Source organism: Pseudoduganella namucuonensis (assembly GCF_900116645.1).
GTDB lineage: Bacteria > Pseudomonadota > Gammaproteobacteria > Burkholderiales > Burkholderiaceae_D > Rugamonas > Rugamonas namucuonensis.
On record NZ_FPBO01000011.1, the window covers coordinates 1 to 21,162 of the forward strand.

Below are 21,162 nucleotides of genomic sequence, written 5' to 3' on the forward strand. Positions count from 1 at the left end.
GCGCATCAATACACCAACGACACTACTGAAAGCAGCGGTCGGCGTATTTCCACACCTAGCCGCGACATAGCCTAAAAAAACCAACGGCGGACACCTGGGGTCTGACCCGTTGGGTCGGACCCCGGCATCTGCCGTTGGTTTTAAAGGAGGCGCCTTACAGCTTGCCGCTCACCACCAGCCCCACCCAGCGCGGCACGGCGGGCGTGTAGAGGTTCCAGGTGCGCGTGAGCGGGGTGTCGTTGCCGAAGGCGTTCTTCACCAGCACGCTCACGTCGAACGAGCCGCTGCGCGTGCCCAGGCCCACCGACAGGTCGGTGATGGTGGAGCTGCCGATCCACCCGTAGCTCGACAGGGTGTTGTCGGTGTTGGTCTTGCTGGCGTAGGCGGTGTTGAAGCTGGCGTGGAACTCCTTGTCGCGCCACAGCGGACGGCGGTAGTCCGCGCCCACGTTGAAGGTCCACTTCGAGGCGCCCGGCAGCGCCTCGCCGGAGACGTTGCGGTAGGGCGCGGCGCCCGTGTAGCCGTTCTCCACCGGCTGAGCGGAGTTCGGGAACTCCTTGTACTTGGCGTCCGTGTAGGCGCCCGAGAAGCGCAGCGAGGTGTTGGCGATGCCGTTGTAGGCGCCGTCCAGTTCCAGCCCCTGCGCGCGCACCTTGGGCGCGTTGCCGGTGGCGGTGGTGTAGTAGATCTGGCCGTCGTTGTTCAAGTTGGTGGTGTAGACGTCCAGCACGCGCACGGCCTGCTGGTAGTCGTCGATGTCCATCCGGAAGACGTTGGCGTTGACCAGCAGCTTGCGATCCAGCAGCGCGGACTTGAAGCCGGCCTCCAGCGCGTTGGTCTTCTCCTTGCGCACCAGGTTGGAGACGCCGTTGGTCAACTGCGAAATGCCGGCCTTCTCGCCGTACTGCCAGGAGGCGTAGGCGGTGAGGTCCTTGTTGAACTTGTAGGACGGGCTGACCACGAAGGAGGGCAGCGTGTCCTTGAACGGCGCGGCCTCGGTGGAGGGGAAGATCACGCCGATCTGCGAGACGCGGATGGCCTTGGCGTCGGCCACCTGGCGCTTCTGCGCGGCGGTCAAGGCGGCGTAGGTGGCGGCGCCGAAGTACTTGGCTGCCACGCGGTCGGCCAGGCCCACTTGCGCGGCGCTGTTCCCGGCGCGCAGCAGGCCGTTGGCGTCGGAGTCGAAGCCGCCGAACTGCACGCCGTTCACGGAAACAGGGTTCAGCTCGGGCGCGTTGCCGTAGTTGTTGACCAGCGTGCTGCCCAGGTTGCGGCGGTCCTCGCGGGTGAAGCGCAGGCCGGTGGTCAGCGTCAGCGGCTCGGACAGGTGCCAGTTGGCCTGCGCGAACACGGCGGCGCTTTTGTTGCGGATGTCCTGCGTGCCGGCCGGGGAGTTGAAGGACATGGCCAGGCGGTCCAGCGAACTTTGCAACAGGTAGCGGCCGGCCGCGTCGGCGTCCAGGCGGCCGTACTGCGCGGCGTTGGCGTACCAGGCGCCGGCGTCGTTGCCCCACTCGCGGCGGTAGTCGGCCTGGTTGGCCACCTTCATCAGGAAGATGCCGGTCTGGTAGTCGACGAAGCCGCCCGGCTGGGAGCTCAGGCGCAGCTCCTGCGTGACCTGCTTGTAGTCGTTCCAGAAGCCGCCCGAGTTGCGGTGGATGTCGAAGGGCGTACCCTCGTCGTTGGTGGCGTTGAAGTGGTAGTCCTTGTACGCGGTGATCGAGGTCAGGTTGTGGGTCGCGCCGTACCAGTTCAGTTCAGCGGTGGCGCCGTTGCTGCCGGTGACGAGCGGGCGCGCGCTGTCGTTGTTGACGACGTTCTGGCCGCCGCCGTTCAGGTAGCTGCCCTCGTAGGTGTAAGCCGATTGCTGCGTGAACCAGCGGCGCGCCAGGCGCGTGGCGGCGTCGGTCGCCAGCGTGTTGACGCTGCCGTTCGAATAGCGGTTCGGCGTCGGCGTGTTGATGGTGCGGCCGTTGGTGAACTCGCCGGCGCGCGGCTGCGCGTCCAGCGCGATGCGGGCGCTGAAGGACGGGTCGGGCGTCAGCAGGAACTGCAGGCGGCCGGACACGCGGTCCTTGTTGGTGTAGGTGAGGTCGCGGTTGTTGGCGTTCTTGATGTCGCCCTCGCCCTTGGTCACGCTGACGTTGGCGCGGTAGGCCAGCAGGCCGTCCACGATGGGGCCGCCGGCGGCGTAGCGGCCCTGCACGGTGTCCTGCTGGCCGATGGTCACCGACCAGGAGGCGTCGGGCGTGAACGATGGGCGGCGCGTGGTGACGTTGACCACGCCCACGCTGGTGTTCTTGCCCAGCAGCGTGCCTTGCGGGCCGCGCGTCACCTCCACCGCGTCCACGTCGGTGAAGTCGAAGCTGGAGGACAGCGCGTTGTAGGCGTAGTTGACGCCGTCGACGATCAGGCCCACGCTGGGGTCCTGCGCCTCGGTCTGGCCCTGCTTGCCGACGCCGCGGATGGCCAGGCTGGCGGTGCGCTGGTTGCCCTGGTTCCAGGACACGTTGGCGGCGCGCTGGGTAAGCGACTTGATGTCGGTCGCTTGCAGGCGGTCCAGTTCCTTGCCGGTGACGACGGAGACCGACAGCGGCACGTCCTGCAAGCGCTCCAGGCGGTTGCGGCTGCGGACGGTGACCTCGCCCAGCACCTCTGGCTCCTCGGGCGCGGCGGCCGGCGCTGGGGCGGCTTCGGCCGCCACGGGAGCTGGCGCGGACGCGGCGGCGTTGGGGTTCTGCGCCGCGATCTGTTGTTTGAGGCGCGCTATCTCGGCTTGCAGTTCGGCGACCGTGGGGTCGGCTGCGTAGAGCGGGGCCGACGCCAGCAGCGCGGCGCCGGCCAGCGTGGCGGCGATGGGGGAGAGGCGGAACGGCAGGGCGGTGCGGTAGCGGGCTTGGGTCTGAGTCATTGCTAGGCTTTCAAAAAACAAGGTAGAAACCTGTACTCAGCAATTTGCGTACCACGCGGGGAGGCCTTGTAAACACTGGGTTTATGCGAAGGCGCTGGTGATTTCGCAGCAGCTTTCAATCCCGCCTGCTGGCGGCGCTGCTGCTATCCGTTCATGCGGATTTGGACTATAAGCTTATGGGGCTGGCGCGAAGGCGGCCTTGCCGGTGATACGCCACCAGCGCGGCAAGTGCCTGGTTCGCGGCACGCGGGCCAGGTACCGGTTAGGCGGTGGTCGCGTACCACCGTACCAGGCCCGCGCAAACCGCGAACCTGGCACTGGGCGAAAGCGCCGAAGCGCGGGCTTTCAAAGCCTGATATGGATGCTCGACTGAAGTCGGTCGCGCCATTTGTCAACTTCATGATTGCTTGTCAGTCGGCCGGCCGGGGCCCGGAACGGCTCTGTATAATTTTTTGTCACGTATCTCCCACAGCTGTTATAGATAGGCGTGACAATGGCACTCATGAAGAAGCATCTCTGGCGCAAGCTGCTGCTGCCAACGGCGGCGATGGCCACCCTGGCCGGCACGGCATACTCCGCGGCCCAGGCCCCGGCCCCGGCCGTCCAGGTCGAGTTCCTCGACCGCGGCGCGGTGGCCGTGAAGGCGGACAAGGGCGTGCTGATAAGCTGGCGCTCCCGCGTCAACGACGCGCCTGCCCTCGGCTTCAACGTCTATCGCGACGGTAAAAAGCTCAACGCGGCCCCCATCATGGACCGAACCAATCTGCTCGACGAAACCGGCGCCGTCACCGCGAAATACGAAGTACGCGAAGTGCTGGGCAAGACCGAGGGCGCCAGTGCCCCGGCCCGCCGTATCGACGACTTCCTCTCCGTCCCGCTGCAAAAACCCGCCGACGGCGTCACGCCCGACGGCAAGGCATACGGCTACACCGCCAACGACGCCTCGGTCGGCGACGTGGACGGCGACGGCGTGTACGAGATATTCCTGAAATGGGACCCCACCAACAGCGCCGACAACGCCTTCGGCCAGCACACGGGCCCCGTGTACCTGGACTGCTACCGCCTGGACGGCCGCCTGCTGTGGCGCGTGAACCTCGGCCCCAACATCCGCGCCGGCGCCCACTACACGCAATTCCAGGTGGCCGACTACGACGGCGACGGCAAGGCGGAACTGATCGTCAAGACCGCCGACGGCACGGTGGACGGGCGGGGCAAGGTCATCGGCGACGCCGCGGCCAGGTGGGCGGAGGGCGCCGGCGAGATCGAGCAGGGCGACCGCACCGGCGCGCGCAAGGCGGACGACGGCAAGCTGATGGCCAATCTCACCGGCCGCATCCTGCGCGGACCGGAGTTCCTGACCGTCTTCGATGGCGGCACCGGCCGCGCCGTCGACACCATCGCCTATCCCGTCCCGCGCGGCCCGTCCGGGCACGAGGCGAGCAGGGACGAACTGAAGGAGCGCTGGGGCGACGCCTACGGCAACCGTTCCGAGCGCTACCTGGCCGGCACGGCCTGGCTGGACGGCGTGCATCCCAGCGCCATCTTCGCGCGCGGCTACTACGCCCGTTCGACGATCGCCGCCATCGACTACAAGGCCGGCAAGCTGGCCACGCGCTGGGTGTTCGACTCGCAGGCCGAGGGTGTGCCGCCGGGTTACTCCGGCCAGGGCAACCACCAGTTCAGCGTGGCCGACGTGGACGGCGACGGCAGGCATGAAATCATCTACGGCTCCATGGCGCTGGACGACGACGGCAAGCCGCTGTGGACCGCGAAGCTGTTCCACGGCGACGCCATGCACGTCTCGGACCTGGTGCCGTCGCGCCCCGGGCTGGAGAAGTGGGGCGTGCACGAGGACATGCGCCAGAACGGCAATATCGGTTCGGCGCTGCTGGACGCGAAGACCGGCGAGGTGATTTTCAAGACCAGCGCCGACAAGGACACCGGCCGCGGCGCCGCCGGCGATATCGACCCGCGCCATCCTGGCGCCGAGTTCTGGGGCTCGAACAGCGACAAGCTGTACGACGCCGCCGGCCAGGCCATCGGCAACCGTCCGGCGCAGATGAACTTCATGGTCTGGTGGGACGGCGACGCGCTGCGCGAGCTGCTGGACAAGAACAAGGTTTACAAGTGGGACTGGAAGGGCGAGAAATCGGTGGTGCTGCTCGACGCGCAGGGCGCGGCGTCGAACAATGGCACCAAATCCACGCCGGCGCTGTCGGCGGACCTGTTCGGCGACTGGCGCGAGGAGGTGGTGCTGCGCAGCGAGGACAACACGTCGTTGCGGATTTACTCGACCGGTATTCCCACCTCGATCAAGCTGACCACCTTGATGCAGGACCCGCAGTACCGCGCGGCGATCGCCGGGCAGAACACGGCGTACAACCAGCCGCCATGGCCGTCGTATTTCATCGGGGACGGGATGAAGGCGCCGCCGGCTGCACGGGCAGTGGCGAAGGCGGTGGTGAACTAGAAGGCGGCTTCACACAGGGCCAGGTAGGTTGGCCACTTGCGCCTAACTGGTACCTGGCCCGCGTGCCGCGAACCAGGCACTTGAGGCGCGGGTGGCGGATTTTGCCGTGAAAGCCCGCGCTTCCGCGCCTACGTTGGCCACCGCCGCAGAACCGGCACCCGGCTAGAACTTCAGCTCCAGGTTCGCCTGCAGGCGCGGCGAGCCGGGGCTGCGGGTCCAGGTCTGGCTGGTGCCGCTAAGGTCCTGGTAGCGCGACTGGCTCAGGTTGTCCTCTCCAAGCGCGTTGCTGACGGCCAGCCGCAGTTGCACGCCCGTCCTCACTTTATAGAGCAGATACGCCTCCAGCTCCCGCCGCTGCTGCAGCCAGCCGAACTGCTGCTCCGACACGCGCACCGACCCGCCCGCGCGGTAGGAGAAGCTGGCGCCGGCGCTGTATTTGTCCTCCCGGTAGTCCGCGCCCAGCACTGCCGTCAGGGGCACTTGCTGGTCCAGCCGGTTGTCCGGCCCCGGCACCGATTCCACCTTGGACCAGTTCCGGTTCACGCTCGCCCGGAAGTCGAACGGCGGGCCGTCCTTCAGCACCGCCTTGAGCGGGAACTTCAATTCCACGTCCAGCGTGCGGACCTGCGCGTCGCCGTCGTTCACCGGCTGCACCAGCCAGTAGCCGCGCGCGTCCTCCGTCAGCCTGCTGCGGATGTAGTCCTTGATGTTGCGCCGCGACGCGCTCACCGAGAACACCGCGCCGGGCGCCCAGAAATGCTCGTACGTCAGGTCGATGCCGTTGGCCAGCTCGGGCCGCAGGTTCGGATTGCCGCTGTTGTCCGGATTGAAGCGCGTGTTCAGGTCGGACTCGTAGCGGCGCGCGCTGAGCTGGTTGGTGCTGGGCGCCTTGAAGGTGCGCGTCAGCGCCATGCGCAACTGGCGGCCGCTCTTGTCCGGGAATTTGTACAGCGTCTGCGCCACGGGGCTCAGCACGTGGTTGCGCGAGCGCGTCGTCCGCAGGCCGGTGCCGGCGCTATCGGTGCGGATGCCTTCCCAGCGCACGCCCTGGTAGATCGACCATTCCTTGGTGATGTTCCATTCGTCCTGCACGTAGGCGGCTAGCTTGGTCACCTCGGGCGAGAACCGTTCGCGGATCAGGGCGGGCTGCGTGCCCAGCAGGCCCTCGGTGCGCAGGTTGGCGTCCTCGGTTCCCTGGCGGTTCACCTCCCAGCCGGTGGCCAGGGCGTGGCCGTCGAGGACGGTGCGCGAGTATTTGCCGGTGCTGCCGTAGTTGTTGAAGCGCGAGTTGGCGTCGTTGTCGCGCCGCAGGCGGGTGGCGCCGTCCGCCGTGGCCGACAGCGAACGCGATTCGTTGTCGACGCGTCCGCGCGAGGCGGACAGTTTGGCGTCCAGCTTGCCGCCGGCGAGCTTGGCCACCCAGTTCGCCTCGCCGCCCACGAAGCGGGCCTCGGACTCGTTTGTCCCGCTGCGCTCCACGTAGTCCGGCTGCGGGAAGGAGCCGACGCGGTTGACGGTGGACCCGGACGAGGCGTTGTCGCTGCGCGAGGCCTGCATGAAGGCGCTCAGGTTCAACTGGTCGTCGTTGGCCAGCTTCCAGTTCAGGCGTGGCTGCAGGCCCGCCATGCTGTTCCGGTTGCTGGACTGGCCGCGCTTGTCGCGCAACTGCGCGATCCGGCCGTCCGGCAGGGAAAACTGGTCGGTGCCTTCTGTTTGCGAGGCGTTCAGGTTTCGTCCCACCATGCCGTTCAGGTAGTAGGACAGGTTGCCCGAGCGGTCGGCCAGTGTGCCCAGCATGAACAGGTTTTTCTGCTCGTCCGAGCGGGCGGTGTTGATGCGCAGGTCGCGCTGCGCCTTGGCCACCACTTTTTTCAGCACGATGTTGACGGTGCCGGCGATGGCCTGCATCGAATGCTCGGCCGTCGCGGCGCGGATCACCTCGATCTTCTCGATCTGCTCCGGCGCCAGCGTGTCCATCGAAAAGCCCGGAGGCGGGCGCTCGCCGTTCACCAGCACCTGGGTGTAGCCGTTGCCCAGCCCGCGCATGCGGATGCTGTTGCCGATCACGGTCACGCCGGGCGCGCGCTTGAGCACCTCGAACACATTGGTGTCGCCGTACTTGAGGATTTCCTCCTGGGTGATGACGGTCTTGCTGGCCGTGTCCTCGCGGCGCGCGTCGTAGTCCTGCAGGCCGCCCTTGACTTCGACCTGGGCCATGCCGCCCTGTTGCGGGGCTGGCTTGGCGGAAGGCGCCGGCGTCTCCCTGGTGCTGGCTTGCTGCTGGGCCTGGGCCGGGGCGTTCAGGCCGAGGAGTGCGATCGCCAGTGCGATCGGTGTGAGGCTGGGTTTCATTGCGGATTTGCTTGTTGTGAACTCGGCAATTATGGAGGGCAAATCGCCGGGAAGTAAATGCCGGCCCGCGTGGACTTGAAATAATCACGCGGGTGATTGCTTGGCCGCGCGGCGCCTACAGCTTGCCGCTGAAGACCAGCCCAAACCAGCGCGGATACGGGTTCGGCGAGTAGCTCAGCCACGCCGCCTCGTGCTTGCGATTGTCGAAGGCGTTCTTCACCACCACGCTGACGTCGAAGCCCGCCTTGGTGGCCACGCCCAGCGACAGGTCGCTGGTGGCGCCGCCGGAGATCCAGCCGTAGGAGGACAGCGTGTCGCTGTTGTTATAGCGGCTGGTGAAGGCGGTGTTGAAGCTGGCGTGCAGCTGGTGTCCGCCGGCCAGCCACCGCAGCGGCGCGCGGTACTCGGCGCCGACGTTGCCGGTCCACCTGGCCGCGCCGGGCAGGGCCAATCCGCCCTGGTCGATGTAGTTGCCGGGAAGGTAGGCCAGTTCGTCCGGCTTGGCCGCCTGCGGGAAGCTGATGTAGCGGGCGTCGTTCCAGGCGCCGGAGAAGCGGATGCTCAGGTCGGGGATGCCGCTGTACACGCCGTCGAATTCCAGGCCCCTGGCGCGCGCCTTCGGCACATTGCCCTGTGCCGACACATAAGCCAGCGGATTGGCCTGGCCGTTGGCGATGTTGGTCTGCGTGGTGAATTCGTCCACCACCCGCACGGTGGACTGGTAGTCCTTGATGTTCATCAGGAACAGGTCCGCGTTCAGGATCAGCGTGTTCTCCAGCAGCGCGGACTTCAGGCCGATCTCGAAGGCGTTGGTCTTCTCCGGCCGCACATTGGCCGACACGCCGTTCACGTTCAGCGCCGAGCCGGACTTCTCGCCGTACTGCCAGGACGCGTACGCCGTGTACCGCTCGCTGAAGCGGTAGGACGGGCTGAGGGTGGCGGTGTACAGCGTGTCGTCGTACTCGCTGGTCACGCCGCTGATCAACTGGCCGATCTGGCCGGCGCGCAGGGCCTTGGCGGCGGCGACCTGCGCCTGCTGCGCGGCGGTCAGCGCGCCATAGGAGGCGGCGCCGTAGTAGCGCCGCGCCACGGCGTCGGCCAGCGCCAGTTGCGCGGCGCTGTTGCCGTCGGCCAGGCCGCCCGCCGCGTTGCTGGCGAAACCGCCCAGCGCCACGCCGCGCACGGCCACCGGATTGAGCGCGGAGCCCGAGCCGTTGGCCACCAGCAGGCGCTCGTCCCTGGTCTGGCGGTCCTCCTTGGTCACGCGCAGGCCGCCGGTCAGCGTGGCGGCCTCGGTCACGTGCCAGGCCGTGTTGCCGAACAGCGCGGTGCTGGTGGTCTCGACATAGGTGTCGCCCTTGACGGCGCCGTCGTCCAGCGCGTCCTTCAGCAGCGCCAGGCCGGCGCCGCGGTTCGCGCCGGCGTTGCGGTCCAGCGTGTTGTACTGCGCCGTGGTGGCGAACCAGGCGCCCGCGTCCGAACCCCAGCCGGACTTGGACGAGATGTCGTCCTTGGTCTTGATCAGGAACAGGCCGGTGGTGTAATCGAGCTTGCCGCCGGGTTTGGACTTGAGCTTGAGCTCCTGCGTGAACTGGCGGTATTGCACCCCGCCGCCGCCGTCGCGGCTGATGTCGAACGGGGTGCCCTCGTCGTTGTGGGCGTCGAACGAATAGCGGCGCACGGCGGTGTTCGAGGTCAGCGTGTGCAGCGGCAGGTTCCAGGTCAGTTCCGCCGAGGCGCCCTTGTTGTGCACCGTCTGGCCCTGGTTCTGGTTGAAGTTGAGGCGGTTCTCGCCGATGTAGTTGTCCTCGTAGGTGTAGGGCGCGCCGTTGAAGGAGCGGCCCTGGAACCACGCGCGGCCTTCGGTGAACACGCCGGCGGTGTTGCGGAAACCGGTGAACTTGGCGCGCGCCGTGGTGCCGCTGGGATCCGTCAGGCTGCCGTCGGCGAAGGTGTCGGGCTGGTTGTGGTAGAAGGTCAGGCCGTTCTGCACCTGGGGCGCGTGCGGTTCCAGGTCGAAACTGAAGCGGGCGTTGAAGTCCGCCGTCGGCGTCAGCAGGAACTGGGTGCGGCCGCTGACGCGGTTCTTGTTGTACAAGCTGTAGTTGCGGTCGAAATTGTTGGTGTAGTAGCCGCGCGCCCGGTGCGCCACGAAGGAGCCGCGCCAGGCCAGCAGGTCCTCGATCACCGCGCCGCCCAGGTTGGCCTTGGCGATCAGCGTCTCGCGCTGGCCGTAGGTCAGCTGGAAGTCGGCGGTGGGGTAGAACGAGGGGCGCCGCGTGTTGATCGTCACCACGCCCGAGCTGGCGCCCTTGCCGCCCAGTGTGCCCTGCGGGCCGCGCGTGATGTCGACCGACTCCACGTCGTAGAAATCGAAGTTGGCCAGCTGGGACAGCCCGTAGCTGACGCCGTCCACCACCACGCCGACGCTGGGGTCCTGCGTCTCCGTGAACGAACGCTTGCCCAGTCCGCGCACGGACAGCGAGGCGCCGCGCGTGTTGTTCTGGTTGAACTGCACGTTGGCGCCGCGCTTGGTGATGGCGCTCATGTCCTGCGCCAGTTCGCGGTCCAGTTCCGCGCCGCTGACGACGGACACCGACAGCGGCACGTCCTTCAGCGCCTCGATCTTCTTCTTGCCCCGCACGGTGACGGCGCCCAGCGCCTGCGGCTCCTCCTCGGCCGCCGGGGCGGCGGCGATGGCGCCGGAGGCTGGCCCGGTCCCCGCGGCGGCCCCGGTTGCCGAGGATGTGGCGGAGGGCGGGGTTGCGGCCGGCTGCGCGCTTGGCTGCGCGGCCAGCGCCTGCCGCAGCCGCGCGTTCTCGGCCTGGACGCGGGCGATTTCGGCCTGCAGTTCCGCGACGGTGGGGTTGTCCGCCGCGTGGGCGTCGAAACCGGCGCCGGCCAGCAGGGCGGCGATGGGGAGCAGCCGCAGGGGATGGGTGGAACGGGTGGAGCGGGACGTCTTTCGCATGTGGCAGCCTTGGTCTGGTGGATGGGAAGTTGTGTCTTTGGCCATCCTTCGCAAGGACCGTGCCATGTTCTGGCATGGCGCGCGCGTATATAAGGCCGGCGAACGCGGAGGTCCGCCACGCTTGCCGCGGGCTGGTGGATACGCAACAGCCGCGTCCCAGCGGCTGGTGGGATGCCAGCATGCCTGTCGCCTCCGCGGCACCCCGCGCGCGGCGCGCGAAAAACGCGGAGAGCCAGCAACGGCGCGGGTTCCCGCCTTGTTCTCGCGGTTTTTCCGGCCTTGGCACGATAGTTGCAGACCTCCGTGGTGCAGATGCACTCAATCACATAAAGGTCCAGCATGAAAGCCATCAAAACCGCACTCACCCTCGTCCTCGCCCTGTCCGCCACGGCGGCTTTCGCGCAGCAGGCGGCGCAGCCGTGGAAGTACAAAACCAAGCAGCTGGAGCGCGCCGAGGTCGACGCGCTGCTGGCCAAGCCCGAGAAGCTGCTGGTGATCGACGTGCGCCGTCCGGACGAGCTGACCGCCAAGGGCAGCTTCCCCGTCTACCTGAACGTGCAGGCCAAGGAAGTGGAAAACCAGCTGGCCTTCATTCCCAAGGACCGCGCCATCCTCACCGTCTCCAACCACGCGCACCGCGCGGGCGCCGTGGGCGACCTGTTGACCAGCAAGGGCTACAAGGTGGCCGGCGCCACCGGTTCCGAGGACTACGAGGCGCAGGGCGGCAAGATCACCCGTGTCGCTCCGCCGCCACCACGCCAGGCCACCGCCGCCGTGCAGCAGTAATTAGTAAGGAGGGCGCATGAGTACCAAGACCTTTGCCGGCGATACCGGAACCCCGCAGCGCAGCGCGCGCGGCCTGGCCAGGGCCAAGCTGCGTGCCAGCAGGATTGCTGCCGATGATGCCCGGGACGTCAACTCGGGTCCCCGCCCTCGCGGGGACGACGGATCCACGGCGCGCCGCATCCTGGTGTGGGACCTGCCAACCCGCGTGTTCCACTGGTCGCTGGTGCTGGCGGTGACGGTGGCCGTCGCCACCGGCATGGTGGGAGGCGACTGGATGGAGGTGCACGGCAAGGCCGGCATCGCCATCACCGGCCTGCTGGGCTTCCGCATCGTCTGGGGCGTGGCCGGCGCCACCCATGCGCGCTTCCGCAATTTCGCCCCCACGCCGTCGCGGCTGCGCGCCTACCTGGGCGGCCGCTGGCAGGGCCACGGCCACAACCCGCTGGGCGCCTTGTCGGTGTTCGCGCTGCTGTCGCTACTGGCGGCGCAGGCCGCGACCGGCCTGGTGGGCACCGATGAAATCGCGTTCACCGGCCCGCTGGCGGCGCTGGTGGGCGAGGAGCTGTCGCTGCGCCTGACCGGCATCCATCAGCAACTGGCCTATGTCCTGCTTGGCTTCCTGGCCCTGCACGTGCTGGCCATCCTGGCCTACTTGGCGGTGCGCAAGAACAACCTGGTCAAGCCCATGGTCACGGGCTGGAAGGAGGTGGACGGCAGCGCCGCGGCCCCGGGCGCCGCCTCCGGCGGCTGGCCCGCGCTGGCGGCCGCGCTGGCGGTCGGCGTGCTGGCCATGGTGTTCGCCAGCGGCGCCGGTCTGCAACCGGGTGCCGCGCCAGGCGCGTTCAGCGGGTCCAGTGCGCCGCCATCCGCCGCAACGCCGGCGCCGGATGGCGCGGCGGTCCCGGCCTCCACGCCGCCCGCCACCACGCCCGCCTGGTAGCGGCATCTTCAACGGATAGAGAAAGGCAATCACGATGACGACCCTGACATTCGACAGCATCAGTTACTCCCCCCGCCGCGCGGCGGTGAGGCGCAGCGCCCGGCCCGCGCCGCGCGCCGTGCCGCAGGCGGCCCCGCAGCCGACGGCCGCGGCGATCCGCGCCGACCTGCAGCGCCCTGGCCGCCGCAACACCCTGGCCCTGGCCACGCTGGCCGGCGCCACCGTGCTGCTGCACGCCGCCGTGATCGTCGCGCTGCGCAACGCGCCGCCGGCCGAGGCGCCGCCGCTGAAGGCCGAACCGCTGGCGCTGGAATTCGCGCCGCCGCCACCCCCGCCGCCGCCGCCGCCCGAGCCGCCCAAGCCGCAGGTCGCCAAGGTGGTGCCGGTGCCGGTGCGCGCCGCCCCGCCGATGCCGGTGGTGAGCCAGGTGACGGACGGCCCGGCCACGGCGGACACCGTGCAGGTGGCCACCACGCCGCCGCCGCCCGCGCCGCCGGTCGCCGCCGCGCCGCCGGCCCCGCCGCCGCCGCCCGAGCCGGTCACCGAGCCCCGCGGCTTCGCCGGCTACCGCAACAACCCGGCGCCCGAGTACCCGGCGATGGCGCAGGACCGCGGCCTGCAGGGCCATGTGATCCTCAAGGTGCAGGTGCTCGCCTCCGGCAAGCCGGCCAATGTGCTGGTCGACAAATCCAGCGGCCACAAGATCCTGGACGACGCCGCCGTGAAGGCCGTCCTGAGCTGGGCCTTCGATCCGGCCAAGCGCGGACAGACGCCGATAGACGGCTGGGTCAAGGTCCCGCTCAATTTCAAACTCTCGTAATCCGAAGAATCCGTATCCTCAACTTTAGAAAGACCTACCCATGACTTCCCACTACCTCGAACTGATCGTTGAAGGCGCCTTGTACGCGCTGGTGCTGTTCTCCGTCATCACCTGGGTGCTGATCATCGCCAAGGGCATGCAGCACTGGCGCTTGGCCAAGCGCGACAAGACCTTCGGCAAGGCCTTCTGGAGCGCCAGCTCGCTGGACGCGGCCACCTCCCTGGCCAGTGGCGCCAGCCCGAAGGCACGCCTGGCCGAAGTGGGCTTCGAGGCGCTGTACGTGAGCGACGCCGACGCCAGCAGCGACCTGGAACACAGCTGGGACAGGCAGGAACTGCTCGAGCGCTACCTGCGCCAGCAGATCCAGAAGGAATACCAGTCGCTCGAGTCCGGCCTGGCCGTGCTGGCCTCCATCGGCAGCACCGCGCCCTTCGTCGGCCTGTTCGGCACCGTGTTCGGCATCATCCAGGCGCTGAGCGCCATCGGCAAGAGCGGCTCGGCCAGCATCGACGTGGTGGCCGGCCCGATCGGCGAGGCGCTGATCGCCACCGGCGTCGGCATCGCCGTCGCGGTGCCGGCCGTGCTGGCGTATAACTTCTACGTGCGCCGCCTGAAGGTTACCGCCGCGGAGCTGGACAACTACGCCACCGACTTCGTCAACCTGGCCCAGAAGAACAACTTCCGCGTCGCCAAGGCCGCCGGCAAGTCCCAACCCGCACGCGGCGCAGCGCCGGCCGCCGTGCCAGCCGGAGCATACGCATAATGGCCTTCTCGACTGGTAGGGACAGCAGCGACGTGGTCAGCGAGATCAACATCACGCCATTGGTGGACGTGATGCTGGTGCTGCTGGTGGTGTTCATTCTGACCGCGCCCCTGCTCAACAACGCGGTGAAAATCAACCTGCCCAAGACGGCGACCACCGCGCCGCCGACCACCAACAAGGCGGTCACGGTGAGCGTGGATGGCGACAGCCGCGTCTTCATCGACAAGCGCGAGGTGGCGCTGGAGGGACTGGAGCCGGAACTGCGGCAACTGGTGGCGGCCGATCCGGAACTGGCGCTCAGCCTGCAGGCCGACCAGGGCGTGCCGTACCGCGCTGTGGCCAAGGTGATCGCCAACATCCAGCGTTCGGGCGTCAGCAAGCTGTCGGTGCTGACGGAGCCGGGCGGCTGACGGCGGGTGCGCGGGGAAAACTCATGACTATCAAGAAGAAGGCGCTGGCCGGCGCATTGCTGGCCCTGCTCGCCGCCGGCGGCTATTACTGGCTGGCGCGCGCGGCCGCGCCGGGGAGTCCGTCCGGCGCCGCCGGACGGGACGGCGCCGCACAGGCGCGCGATGGCCAGCGCGGCCAGGGTGAACATGCCATTGGCGCGGCTGCGGTAGGCGCCGCCGGCGCGGCGGCCGACGCGGGGCAGGGCGGTGGCCGTGCCGGCCGCGCTGGCGCCGGAGGGCCGACGCTGGTGCGCGTGGCCGCCGCCCAGCGGCAGGACGTGGCCATCGAATCGCAGGCCAACGGCACCGTGGTGCCGCTCAGCAGCGTGGAGATCCGTCCCCACGTCAGCCGCCTGCTGCGGCAGGTGCACGTGAAGGAGGGCCAGAGCGTGCGCGCCGGCGCCTTGCTGTTCACGCTGGACGACCGCGCCGAAAAAGCGGTGGTCGAGCAGGCGCAGGCCAAACTGCGGCGCGGCGAGGCCGCCCTGGCCGACCTGGAACGCCAATACAAGCGCAGCCAGGAACTGGCCGCGCAAAAGTTCATCTCCACCAGCGCCACCGACAGCCTGCAAACGCAGGTGGAAACGGCGCGCGCCCAGCTGCAGTCCGACCAGGCCGCGCTGCGCGCCGCGCAGGTGGACCTCAGCCACACCGTGCTGCGCGCGCCGTCGTCCGGCCGCGTGGGCGCCATCAACGTCTACCCCGGCAGCACCGTGCAGGTCAACGCAGCGCTGGCCACGGTCACGCGGATGGACCCCATCGCCGTCAGCTTCACCGTGCCGGAAAGCGGCCTGGCCGACCTGCTGGCGGGGCAGCGGGACGGCGGCGCCGCCGTCAGCGCCACCTTGCCCGACAGCGCGCGCACGCTGCGCGGCAAGCTCAGTTTCATCGACAGCGCGGTCGATCCGGTGGCCGGCACCATCCGCGTGAAGGCGCAGTTCAGCAACGGCGACGCCCAGCTCTGGCCCGGCCAGTTCGTGCAGACCCGCATCACGCTGGCCACGCTGCGCGGCGCGGTGGTGGTGCCGCAGGCGGCGGTCGTCACCGGCGGCAACGGCGCGCGCGTCTACACGTTGGGCAAGGACCAGGTGGCGCAAGCGAAAACCGTGCAGCTGCTGCACGCCTTCGGCAACCAGGCCGCCGTCGCTGGCCTGGCGGCGGGCGAGCAGATCATCGTCGAGGGCAAGCAGAACCTGCGGCCCGGCGGCAAGGTGCGCGTGGAGGGCGGCAAGCCGCAGCCGGGCGCCAACCTGGTGGCGGCGGCCGGAGCGGCGCGATGAACCTGTCGGAACTCTGCATCCGCCGCCCGGCCATGGTCATCGTGCTGTCGCTGGCGCTGGTGGCGGCGGGCGTGCTGGCCTGCCTCAAGCTGCCCATCGCCGCGCTGCCCAGCTATAACACGCCGGTCATCAACGTCAACGCCGACCTGCCGGGCGCCAGCCCGGAAACCATGGCGTCCTCGGTCGCGCTGCCGCTGGAGAAGCAGTTCTCCACCATCGCCGGCCTGAACACGATCACCTCCAGCAGCGGCTCCGGCAGCACCTCGCTGACGCTGGAATTCGACCCCAGCGTCGACATCAACGTCGCCGCGCTGGACGTGCAGGCCGCGCTGCTGCGCGCCCAGCGCTCGCTGCCGCAGGAAATGACCGAGCTGCCGTCCTACCGCAAGACCAACCCGGCCGACGGCCCGACGCTGTTCGTCATCCTCAACTCGCCCTCGCTCAGCCTGGCCGAATTGAACGACTACGCGGAGAACCTGATCGCCCCCAGCATTGCCACGCTGGAGGGCGTGGCCCAGGTCAACGTGAACGGCCAGAAGCGCTACGCGGTACGCGTGAAGGCCCATCTGGACCGCCTCAACGCGCGCAACCTCACGCTGGACGAGCTGGCGGCCGCCGTGCGCGCCGCCAACGCCAACTCGCCGCTGGGCGTGATTGAAGGGCCGCAACAGCTGCTCACCATCCAGGCGGACGCGAAGCTGATGCGGGCCGCGCACTTCCAGGAACTGATCATCGCCACCCGCAACGGCCTGCCGGTGCGGCTCAAGGAAGTGGCCACGGTGGAGGACAGTTACCAGTCCGTGCGCACCAGCGCCAATTTCAACGGCGCCGGTTCCATCGTGCTGCAGGTGCAGCGCCAGCCCAACGCCAACACCGTGAAGGTGGTGGACGCGGTGCGCAAGCTGCTGCCGCAATTGCAGTCGCAACTGCCGTCGTCGATCTCCGTCACCCTCGGCGGCGACAGCTCGCTGTCCATCCGCGAGGCCATCCACGACGTCAACATCACGCTGGCGCTGACGGTGGCGCTGGTGGTCCTGGTGATCTTCCTGTTCCTGCGCCGCGCCGCCGCCACGCTGATCCCGGCGGTCACCCTGCCGCTGTCGCTGCTGGGCGCGATGATCCTGTTCCAATGGGCCGGCTATAGCCTGAACAACGTGTCCCTGCTCGGCATCACGCTGGCGGTGGGCCTGGTGGTGGACGACGCCATCGTGGTCCTGGAAAACATCGTGCACCACACGGAGCGGGGTGAATCGCCCATGCGCGCGGCGCTGATCGGCGCGCGCGAGATGGGTCTCACCATCCTCTCCATCTCCATCTCGCTGGTGGCGGTGTTCATTCCCATCTTCTTCATGCCGGGCGTGATCGGCCTGCTGTTCCGCGAATTCGCGGTGGTGGTGTCGCTGTCCGTGCTGGTGTCCGCGCTGGTGTCGCTGACGGTGGTGCCCATGATGGCCAGCCGCCTGCTGCCCAGGCACGACGCGGCCACGGCCGGCGCCGCCGGCGGCGCGGTCGGCCGCCTGTTCGAGGCCGGCTTCACCCGCGTGGCGGACGCCTACCGCGTGTCGCTGGACTGGAGCTTGCGCCATCGCGGCGTCGTGCTGCTGGCCGCCCTCGGCAGCCTGGTGCTGACCGTCCACCTGTACCAGGACATGCCGAAGGGCTTCTTCCCCGAGGAGGACCTGGGGCGCGTGCGCGTCACCACGGAGGCGGCCGAGGACACCTCGCCGACGGCGCTGCTGGCGCTGCAATCGCGCGTGGCCGCCAAATTCCAGGCCAATCCCGGCGTGGAGGCGGTGCTGTCGTTCACCGGCCCCGGTGGCCCCGGCGGCGGCAACACGGCCTCCAGCGGCCGCATGATCCTCACGCTCAAGCCCAAGGACCAGCGGGGCAAGCTGAAGGACGTGCTGGACTCGCTGCGGCGCGACGCCCGCACCGTGCCCGGCATCGTGGTCTACCTCAGTCCCCAGCAAAACCTGCAACTGGGTGGGCGCAGCAGCAAGGCACGCTACCAGTACACGCTGCAAAGCGTGAGCCCGGACGCGCTGGAGGGCTGGGCCGACAAGATCATGCAGGGCATGCGCGCCGATCCCGTCTTCCGCGACGTGAACAGCGACACCCAGACCAAGGGCCTGCAAGCGAGCCTGCGGATAGACCGCGACAAGGCCAACGGCCTCGGCGTGCGCATGGCGGACGTGCGCAGCGCGCTGTACCTGGCCTTCGGCGAGCGCCAGATCTCCACCATCTACGCGCCCAGCGCCAGCTACCCCGTGCTGATGGAGGCGCTGGACAAGCAGTACCAGGAATCGCTGGGCCGGGTCGGTGTGCGCGGTGAGGGCGGCGCCATGGTGCAGCTGTCGTCGTTCGTGAACGTGCAGCGCACGGCCGGCCCCATGGCAGTCAACCACCAGGGCCAGTTGCAGGCGATCACGCTGTCGTTCAACCTGGCGCCCGAGGCGGCGCTGGGCGACGCCACCGCCAAGCTGGAACGGATAGGGCGCGACATCGGCCTGCCGTCGTCCGTGATGACCAAGTACGGCGGCGACGCGGCGGTGTTCCAGGACACGCAGTCCAGCCAGCTGGTGCTGATCGGCGTGGCGCTGGTGGCCATCTATGTGTTGCTGGTGGTGCTGTACGAGAGCTACATCCACCCGCTGACCATCCTGGCGGGACTGCCTTCGGCCGCCGTCGGGGCCTTGCTGACATTGAAGCTGTGCGGCATGGACTTGACCTTGATCGCCACCATCGGCATCCTGATGCTGATCGGTATCGTCAAGAAGAACGCCATCATGATGATCGACTTCGCGCTGCACGCCCAGCGCACGCAGGGCATGGCGCCGCCGGAGGCGATACGGCAGGCCTGCATCCAGCGCTTCCGGCCGATCACCATGACCACGCTGGCCGCGCTGATGGGCGCCTTGCCGCTGGCCTTCGGCCTGGGCGCCGGCGCCGAGCTGCGCCAGCCGCTCGGCCTCGCTGTGGTGGGCGGCCTGCTGTTCTCGCAGGTGGTGACGCTCTACATCACGCCGGTGATCTACCTCGCGCTGGACCGCTACAGCGGGGCGGGACCGATGACGGACCAGCAGCTGGCGGCGCACACCACGCCGGTGTCGCTGGTGCCGGAGCAGCGGTCCGCCGAAGCTGCATGAGGGGCAGGGAAATAATCATAAAAATGATTATTTGATCTGGCATCCGAGCGCACCCTCCGCCATAATCTCCGGCACCGCGGCCAATCCCGGCCGCGGCTGCCCGGAGACCCCCGCAAGATGCTCCATACCCCCCGCCTGCAAGCCCTCGCGCTTGCGCTCTGCCTGGCCGGCATGCCGCTGGCCTCCATCGCCGGCGCGCCGGTTGTGATCCAGATCGACGCCAACAAGGAAAAAGGCCCGCTCAAACCGATCTGGGCCTGGTTCGGCTACGACGAGCCGAATTACACCTACGCCCCCAACGGCAAGAAGCTGCTGAGCGACATCGCCGCCCTCAGTCCCGTTCCCGTCTACGTCCGCGCCCACAACATGATGACCTCCGGCGATGGCGCCCACGCGCTGAAGTGGGGCTCGACCAATATGTACACCGAGGACAAGGACGGCAACCCGGTCTACGACTGGACCATCGCCGACAAGATCTTCGACACCTATATCGAACGCAAAATGAAGCCCCTGGCGCAGATCGGCTTCATGCCCGAGGCGCTGTCCACCAAGCCGCAGCCCTACCGCCACTACTGGAAACCGGGCGATCCGTACAAGGACATCATGACCGGCTGGGCCTATCCGCCCAAGGACTACGCCAAATGGTCGGAGCTGATCTACCAATGGGTCAGGCACTGCGTGGAGCGCTACGGCCAGGCCGAGGTGGAAAGCTGGTACTGGGAGCTGTGGAACGAGCCGGATGGCGACTACCTGATCGCCCCGGACCGCCAGCGCGAATTCTTCAAGATGTACGACCACGCGGCCGACGCCGTCAAGCGCGCCTTGCCGAACGCGCGCATGGGCGGTCCGCACACGGCGGGCACCGGCCAGTTCTACGACAACTTCCTCAAGCACGTGCTGTACGAGACCAACTACGCCACCGGCAAGAAAGGCGCGCCGCTGGACTTTGTCGCCTTCCACGCCAAGGGCTCGCCCAAGGTCGTCAATGGCGTGGTGCAGATGGGGATGGGCATCCACCTCAAGCGCATCACGGACGGCTTCAACGTGGTGGCGCGCTATCCGGAGCTGAAAAACGTCCCCATCATCATCGGCGAATCCGACCCCGAAGGCTGCGCCGCCTGCGGCATGCAGACCAACCCAGAAAACGCCTACCGCAACGGCACCATGTATTCGAGCTACACGGCCGCCTCGATCGCGCGCGAGTACGACATCGTGGAGGAGACGGGCGTGAACCTGCTGGGCGCCGTGAACTGGTCGTTCGAATTCGAGGACCAGCCCTGGTTCGCCGGCTTCCGCGACCTGGCCACCAATGGCGTCAACAAGCCGGTGCTGAACGTGTTCCGCATGTTCGGCATGATGGAGGGGAACCGGATCGCGGTGAACGGCAAGCTGGCCTACGACGCGGGCAGCATACGGGCGAACGGTGTGAGGGGAGGGGAGACCGACATCAATGCGCTGGCCACCAGGGGCAAGCGCAGCATCACGGTGATGGTGTGGAACTACCATGACGACGACGTGCAGGACGCGGGATCGCCGGTGGAGCTGGACATCGCCGGCGTGCCGGCGTCCAAGGTGAAGCTGACGCATTACCGCGTCGACGGCCAGTACAGCAACTCCTACGCCGCGTGGCAGCGCATGGGATCGCCCAAGGCGCCGACCGCGAAGCAGATAGCGGAACTGGAGAAGGCCAGCCAGCTGGCGATGCTGGGCAAGCCTTCCACCGTCCAAGTGAAGAACCAGCGCGCCACGGTGAAGATGCAATTGCCGCGCCAGGCGGTGTCGCTGGTGCGCCTCGAGTACTAAACGCGGCTAAACCCAGAGGCGGAACCTGGGGTCAGACCCATTGGGGTCTGACCCCGGCAGTTGCACCTGGGTTCAGGGCTGCGGATCCCAACCCGCGCCATTGTTATACGCCGCGAACACCAGTGCCCGCGTCGCGAATCCCGCCGCCACATCCCCCGCGCTCAGCTGGAAACCGCCCACGCGCGTGGCCAGGTTCAGCGGATTCCCCGCCAGGTCCGTCGTGCCGTACTCGCGCCAGCCGCTGACGGCCGTCGGCGTCACCGGGTTCGGCGCCGGCTGGTTGTTCACCCCCAGCCCCGCCCATCCCGCCGGCGCCACGCGCGCGTCCATCCTGCAGTTCACGAAGGCGATGTTGTCCCAGGTGGTGGTGCCGCCAGGGCTGCGCGCCAGGTAGGTCGCGCCGTTCGGCACATCGCCATGCAGCGGACCCGGTCCCGGACCATGCGTCAGGCTGCTGTTGAGGAACACGAA

12 protein-coding genes and 1 pseudogene are annotated in these 21,162 nt (G+C 68.4%); 9 read left to right on the top strand and 4 right to left on the bottom strand.

Going from position 1 to position 21,162, the window contains the following annotated elements; all coding sequences use genetic code 11:
• Positions 1-154: 154 nt before the first annotated feature.
• A complete protein-coding gene (locus tag BM436_RS13490; RefSeq protein WP_093556052.1) occupies positions 155-2,911 on the bottom strand; it encodes a TonB-dependent receptor in 2,757 nt (918 codons plus the stop codon).
• A gap of 493 nt (positions 2,912-3,404) precedes the next feature.
• On the opposite strand from BM436_RS13490, the gene BM436_RS13495 reads away from it, so the two are divergent.
• A complete protein-coding gene (locus BM436_RS13495) occupies positions 3,405-5,381 on the top strand; it encodes a rhamnogalacturonan lyase (protein ID WP_229490245.1) in 1,977 nt (658 codons plus the stop codon).
• Between the two features lie 162 nt (positions 5,382-5,543).
• On the opposite strand, the gene BM436_RS13500 is transcribed toward BM436_RS13495, so the two are convergent.
• Positions 5,544-7,733 (bottom strand): TonB-dependent receptor plug domain-containing protein, encoded by a 2,190-nt coding sequence (locus BM436_RS13500; RefSeq protein ID WP_093556053.1) that lies wholly within the window; start codon positions 7,731-7,733, stop codon positions 5,544-5,546.
• Between the two features lie 115 nt (positions 7,734-7,848).
• A complete protein-coding gene (locus tag BM436_RS13505) occupies positions 7,849-10,704 on the bottom strand; it encodes a TonB-dependent receptor (protein WP_093556054.1) in 2,856 nt (951 codons plus the stop codon).
• A 339-nt stretch (positions 10,705-11,043) separates the two neighbouring features.
• On the opposite strand from BM436_RS13505, the gene BM436_RS13510 reads away from it, so the two are divergent.
• From BM436_RS13510 to BM436_RS13545, 8 genes are all read left to right on the top strand, one after another.
• Positions 11,044-11,490 carry a rhodanese-like domain-containing protein gene (locus BM436_RS13510; RefSeq protein WP_093556055.1) on the top strand — a complete coding sequence of 149 codons (447 nt, stop codon included), beginning with the start codon at positions 11,044-11,046 and terminating at the stop codon, positions 11,488-11,490.
• Between the two features lie 16 nt (positions 11,491-11,506).
• Complete coding sequence (locus BM436_RS13515) at positions 11,507-12,430, top strand: cytochrome b/b6 domain-containing protein (protein WP_093556056.1); 924 nt, start codon at positions 11,507-11,509, stop codon at positions 12,428-12,430.
• A gap of 34 nt (positions 12,431-12,464) precedes the next feature.
• Positions 12,465-13,250: an energy transducer TonB gene (locus tag BM436_RS37845; protein WP_093556057.1), complete on the top strand. Its 786-nt coding sequence runs from the start codon at positions 12,465-12,467 to the stop codon at positions 13,248-13,250.
• A gap of 40 nt (positions 13,251-13,290) precedes the next feature.
• Positions 13,291-14,013 carry a MotA/TolQ/ExbB proton channel family protein gene (locus BM436_RS13525; protein WP_093556058.1) on the top strand — a complete coding sequence of 241 codons (723 nt, stop codon included), beginning with the start codon at positions 13,291-13,293 and terminating at the stop codon, positions 14,011-14,013.
• Positions 14,013-14,423, top strand: coding sequence for an ExbD/TolR family protein (locus tag BM436_RS13530; RefSeq protein WP_093556059.1), 411 nt, complete (start codon positions 14,013-14,015; stop codon positions 14,421-14,423). Before BM436_RS13525 ends, BM436_RS13530 begins: the two co-directional genes overlap by 1 nt.
• A gap of 23 nt (positions 14,424-14,446) precedes the next feature.
• Positions 14,447-15,742, top strand: a complete 1,296-nt coding sequence (locus BM436_RS13535; protein WP_093556060.1) for an efflux RND transporter periplasmic adaptor subunit — start codon at positions 14,447-14,449, stop codon at positions 15,740-15,742.
• A complete protein-coding gene (locus BM436_RS13540) occupies positions 15,739-18,888 on the top strand; it encodes an efflux RND transporter permease subunit (RefSeq protein WP_093556061.1) in 3,150 nt (1,049 codons plus the stop codon). The genes BM436_RS13535 and BM436_RS13540 overlap by 4 nt, the downstream gene beginning before the upstream one ends.
• 117 nt (positions 18,889-19,005) lie before the next feature.
• Positions 19,006-20,691: a GH39 family glycosyl hydrolase gene (locus tag BM436_RS13545; protein ID WP_093556062.1), complete on the top strand. Its 1,686-nt coding sequence runs from the start codon at positions 19,006-19,008 to the stop codon at positions 20,689-20,691.
• Positions 20,692-20,763: 72 nt separating this feature from the next.
• Here BM436_RS13545 and BM436_RS37065 read toward each other — a convergent pair.
• A pseudogene (locus BM436_RS37065) lies at positions 20,764-21,162 on the bottom strand (hypothetical protein); the annotation flags it as partial.

Bases quoted from the DNA above. Each gene is read 5' to 3' on its own strand.
- BM436_RS13490 (WP_093556052.1), bottom strand. From the start codon at position 2,911: ATGACTCAGACCCAAGCCCGCTACCGCACCGCCCTGCCGTTCCGCCTC.
- BM436_RS13495 (WP_229490245.1), top strand. From the start codon at position 3,405: ATGGCACTCATGAAGAAGCATCTCTGGCGCAAGCTGCTGCTGCCAACG.
- BM436_RS13500 (WP_093556053.1), bottom strand. From the start codon at position 7,733: ATGAAACCCAGCCTCACACCGATCGCACTGGCGATCGCACTCCTCGGC.
- BM436_RS13505 (WP_093556054.1), bottom strand. From the start codon at position 10,704: ATGCGAAAGACGTCCCGCTCCACCCGTTCCACCCATCCCCTGCGGCTG.
- BM436_RS13510 (WP_093556055.1), top strand. From the start codon at position 11,044: ATGAAAGCCATCAAAACCGCACTCACCCTCGTCCTCGCCCTGTCCGCC.
- BM436_RS13515 (WP_093556056.1), top strand. From the start codon at position 11,507: ATGAGTACCAAGACCTTTGCCGGCGATACCGGAACCCCGCAGCGCAGC.
- BM436_RS37845 (WP_093556057.1), top strand. From the start codon at position 12,465: ATGACGACCCTGACATTCGACAGCATCAGTTACTCCCCCCGCCGCGCG.
- BM436_RS13525 (WP_093556058.1), top strand. From the start codon at position 13,291: ATGACTTCCCACTACCTCGAACTGATCGTTGAAGGCGCCTTGTACGCG.
- BM436_RS13530 (WP_093556059.1), top strand. From the start codon at position 14,013: ATGGCCTTCTCGACTGGTAGGGACAGCAGCGACGTGGTCAGCGAGATC.
- BM436_RS13535 (WP_093556060.1), top strand. From the start codon at position 14,447: ATGACTATCAAGAAGAAGGCGCTGGCCGGCGCATTGCTGGCCCTGCTC.
- BM436_RS13540 (WP_093556061.1), top strand. From the start codon at position 15,739: ATGAACCTGTCGGAACTCTGCATCCGCCGCCCGGCCATGGTCATCGTG.
- BM436_RS13545 (WP_093556062.1), top strand. From the start codon at position 19,006: ATGCTCCATACCCCCCGCCTGCAAGCCCTCGCGCTTGCGCTCTGCCTG.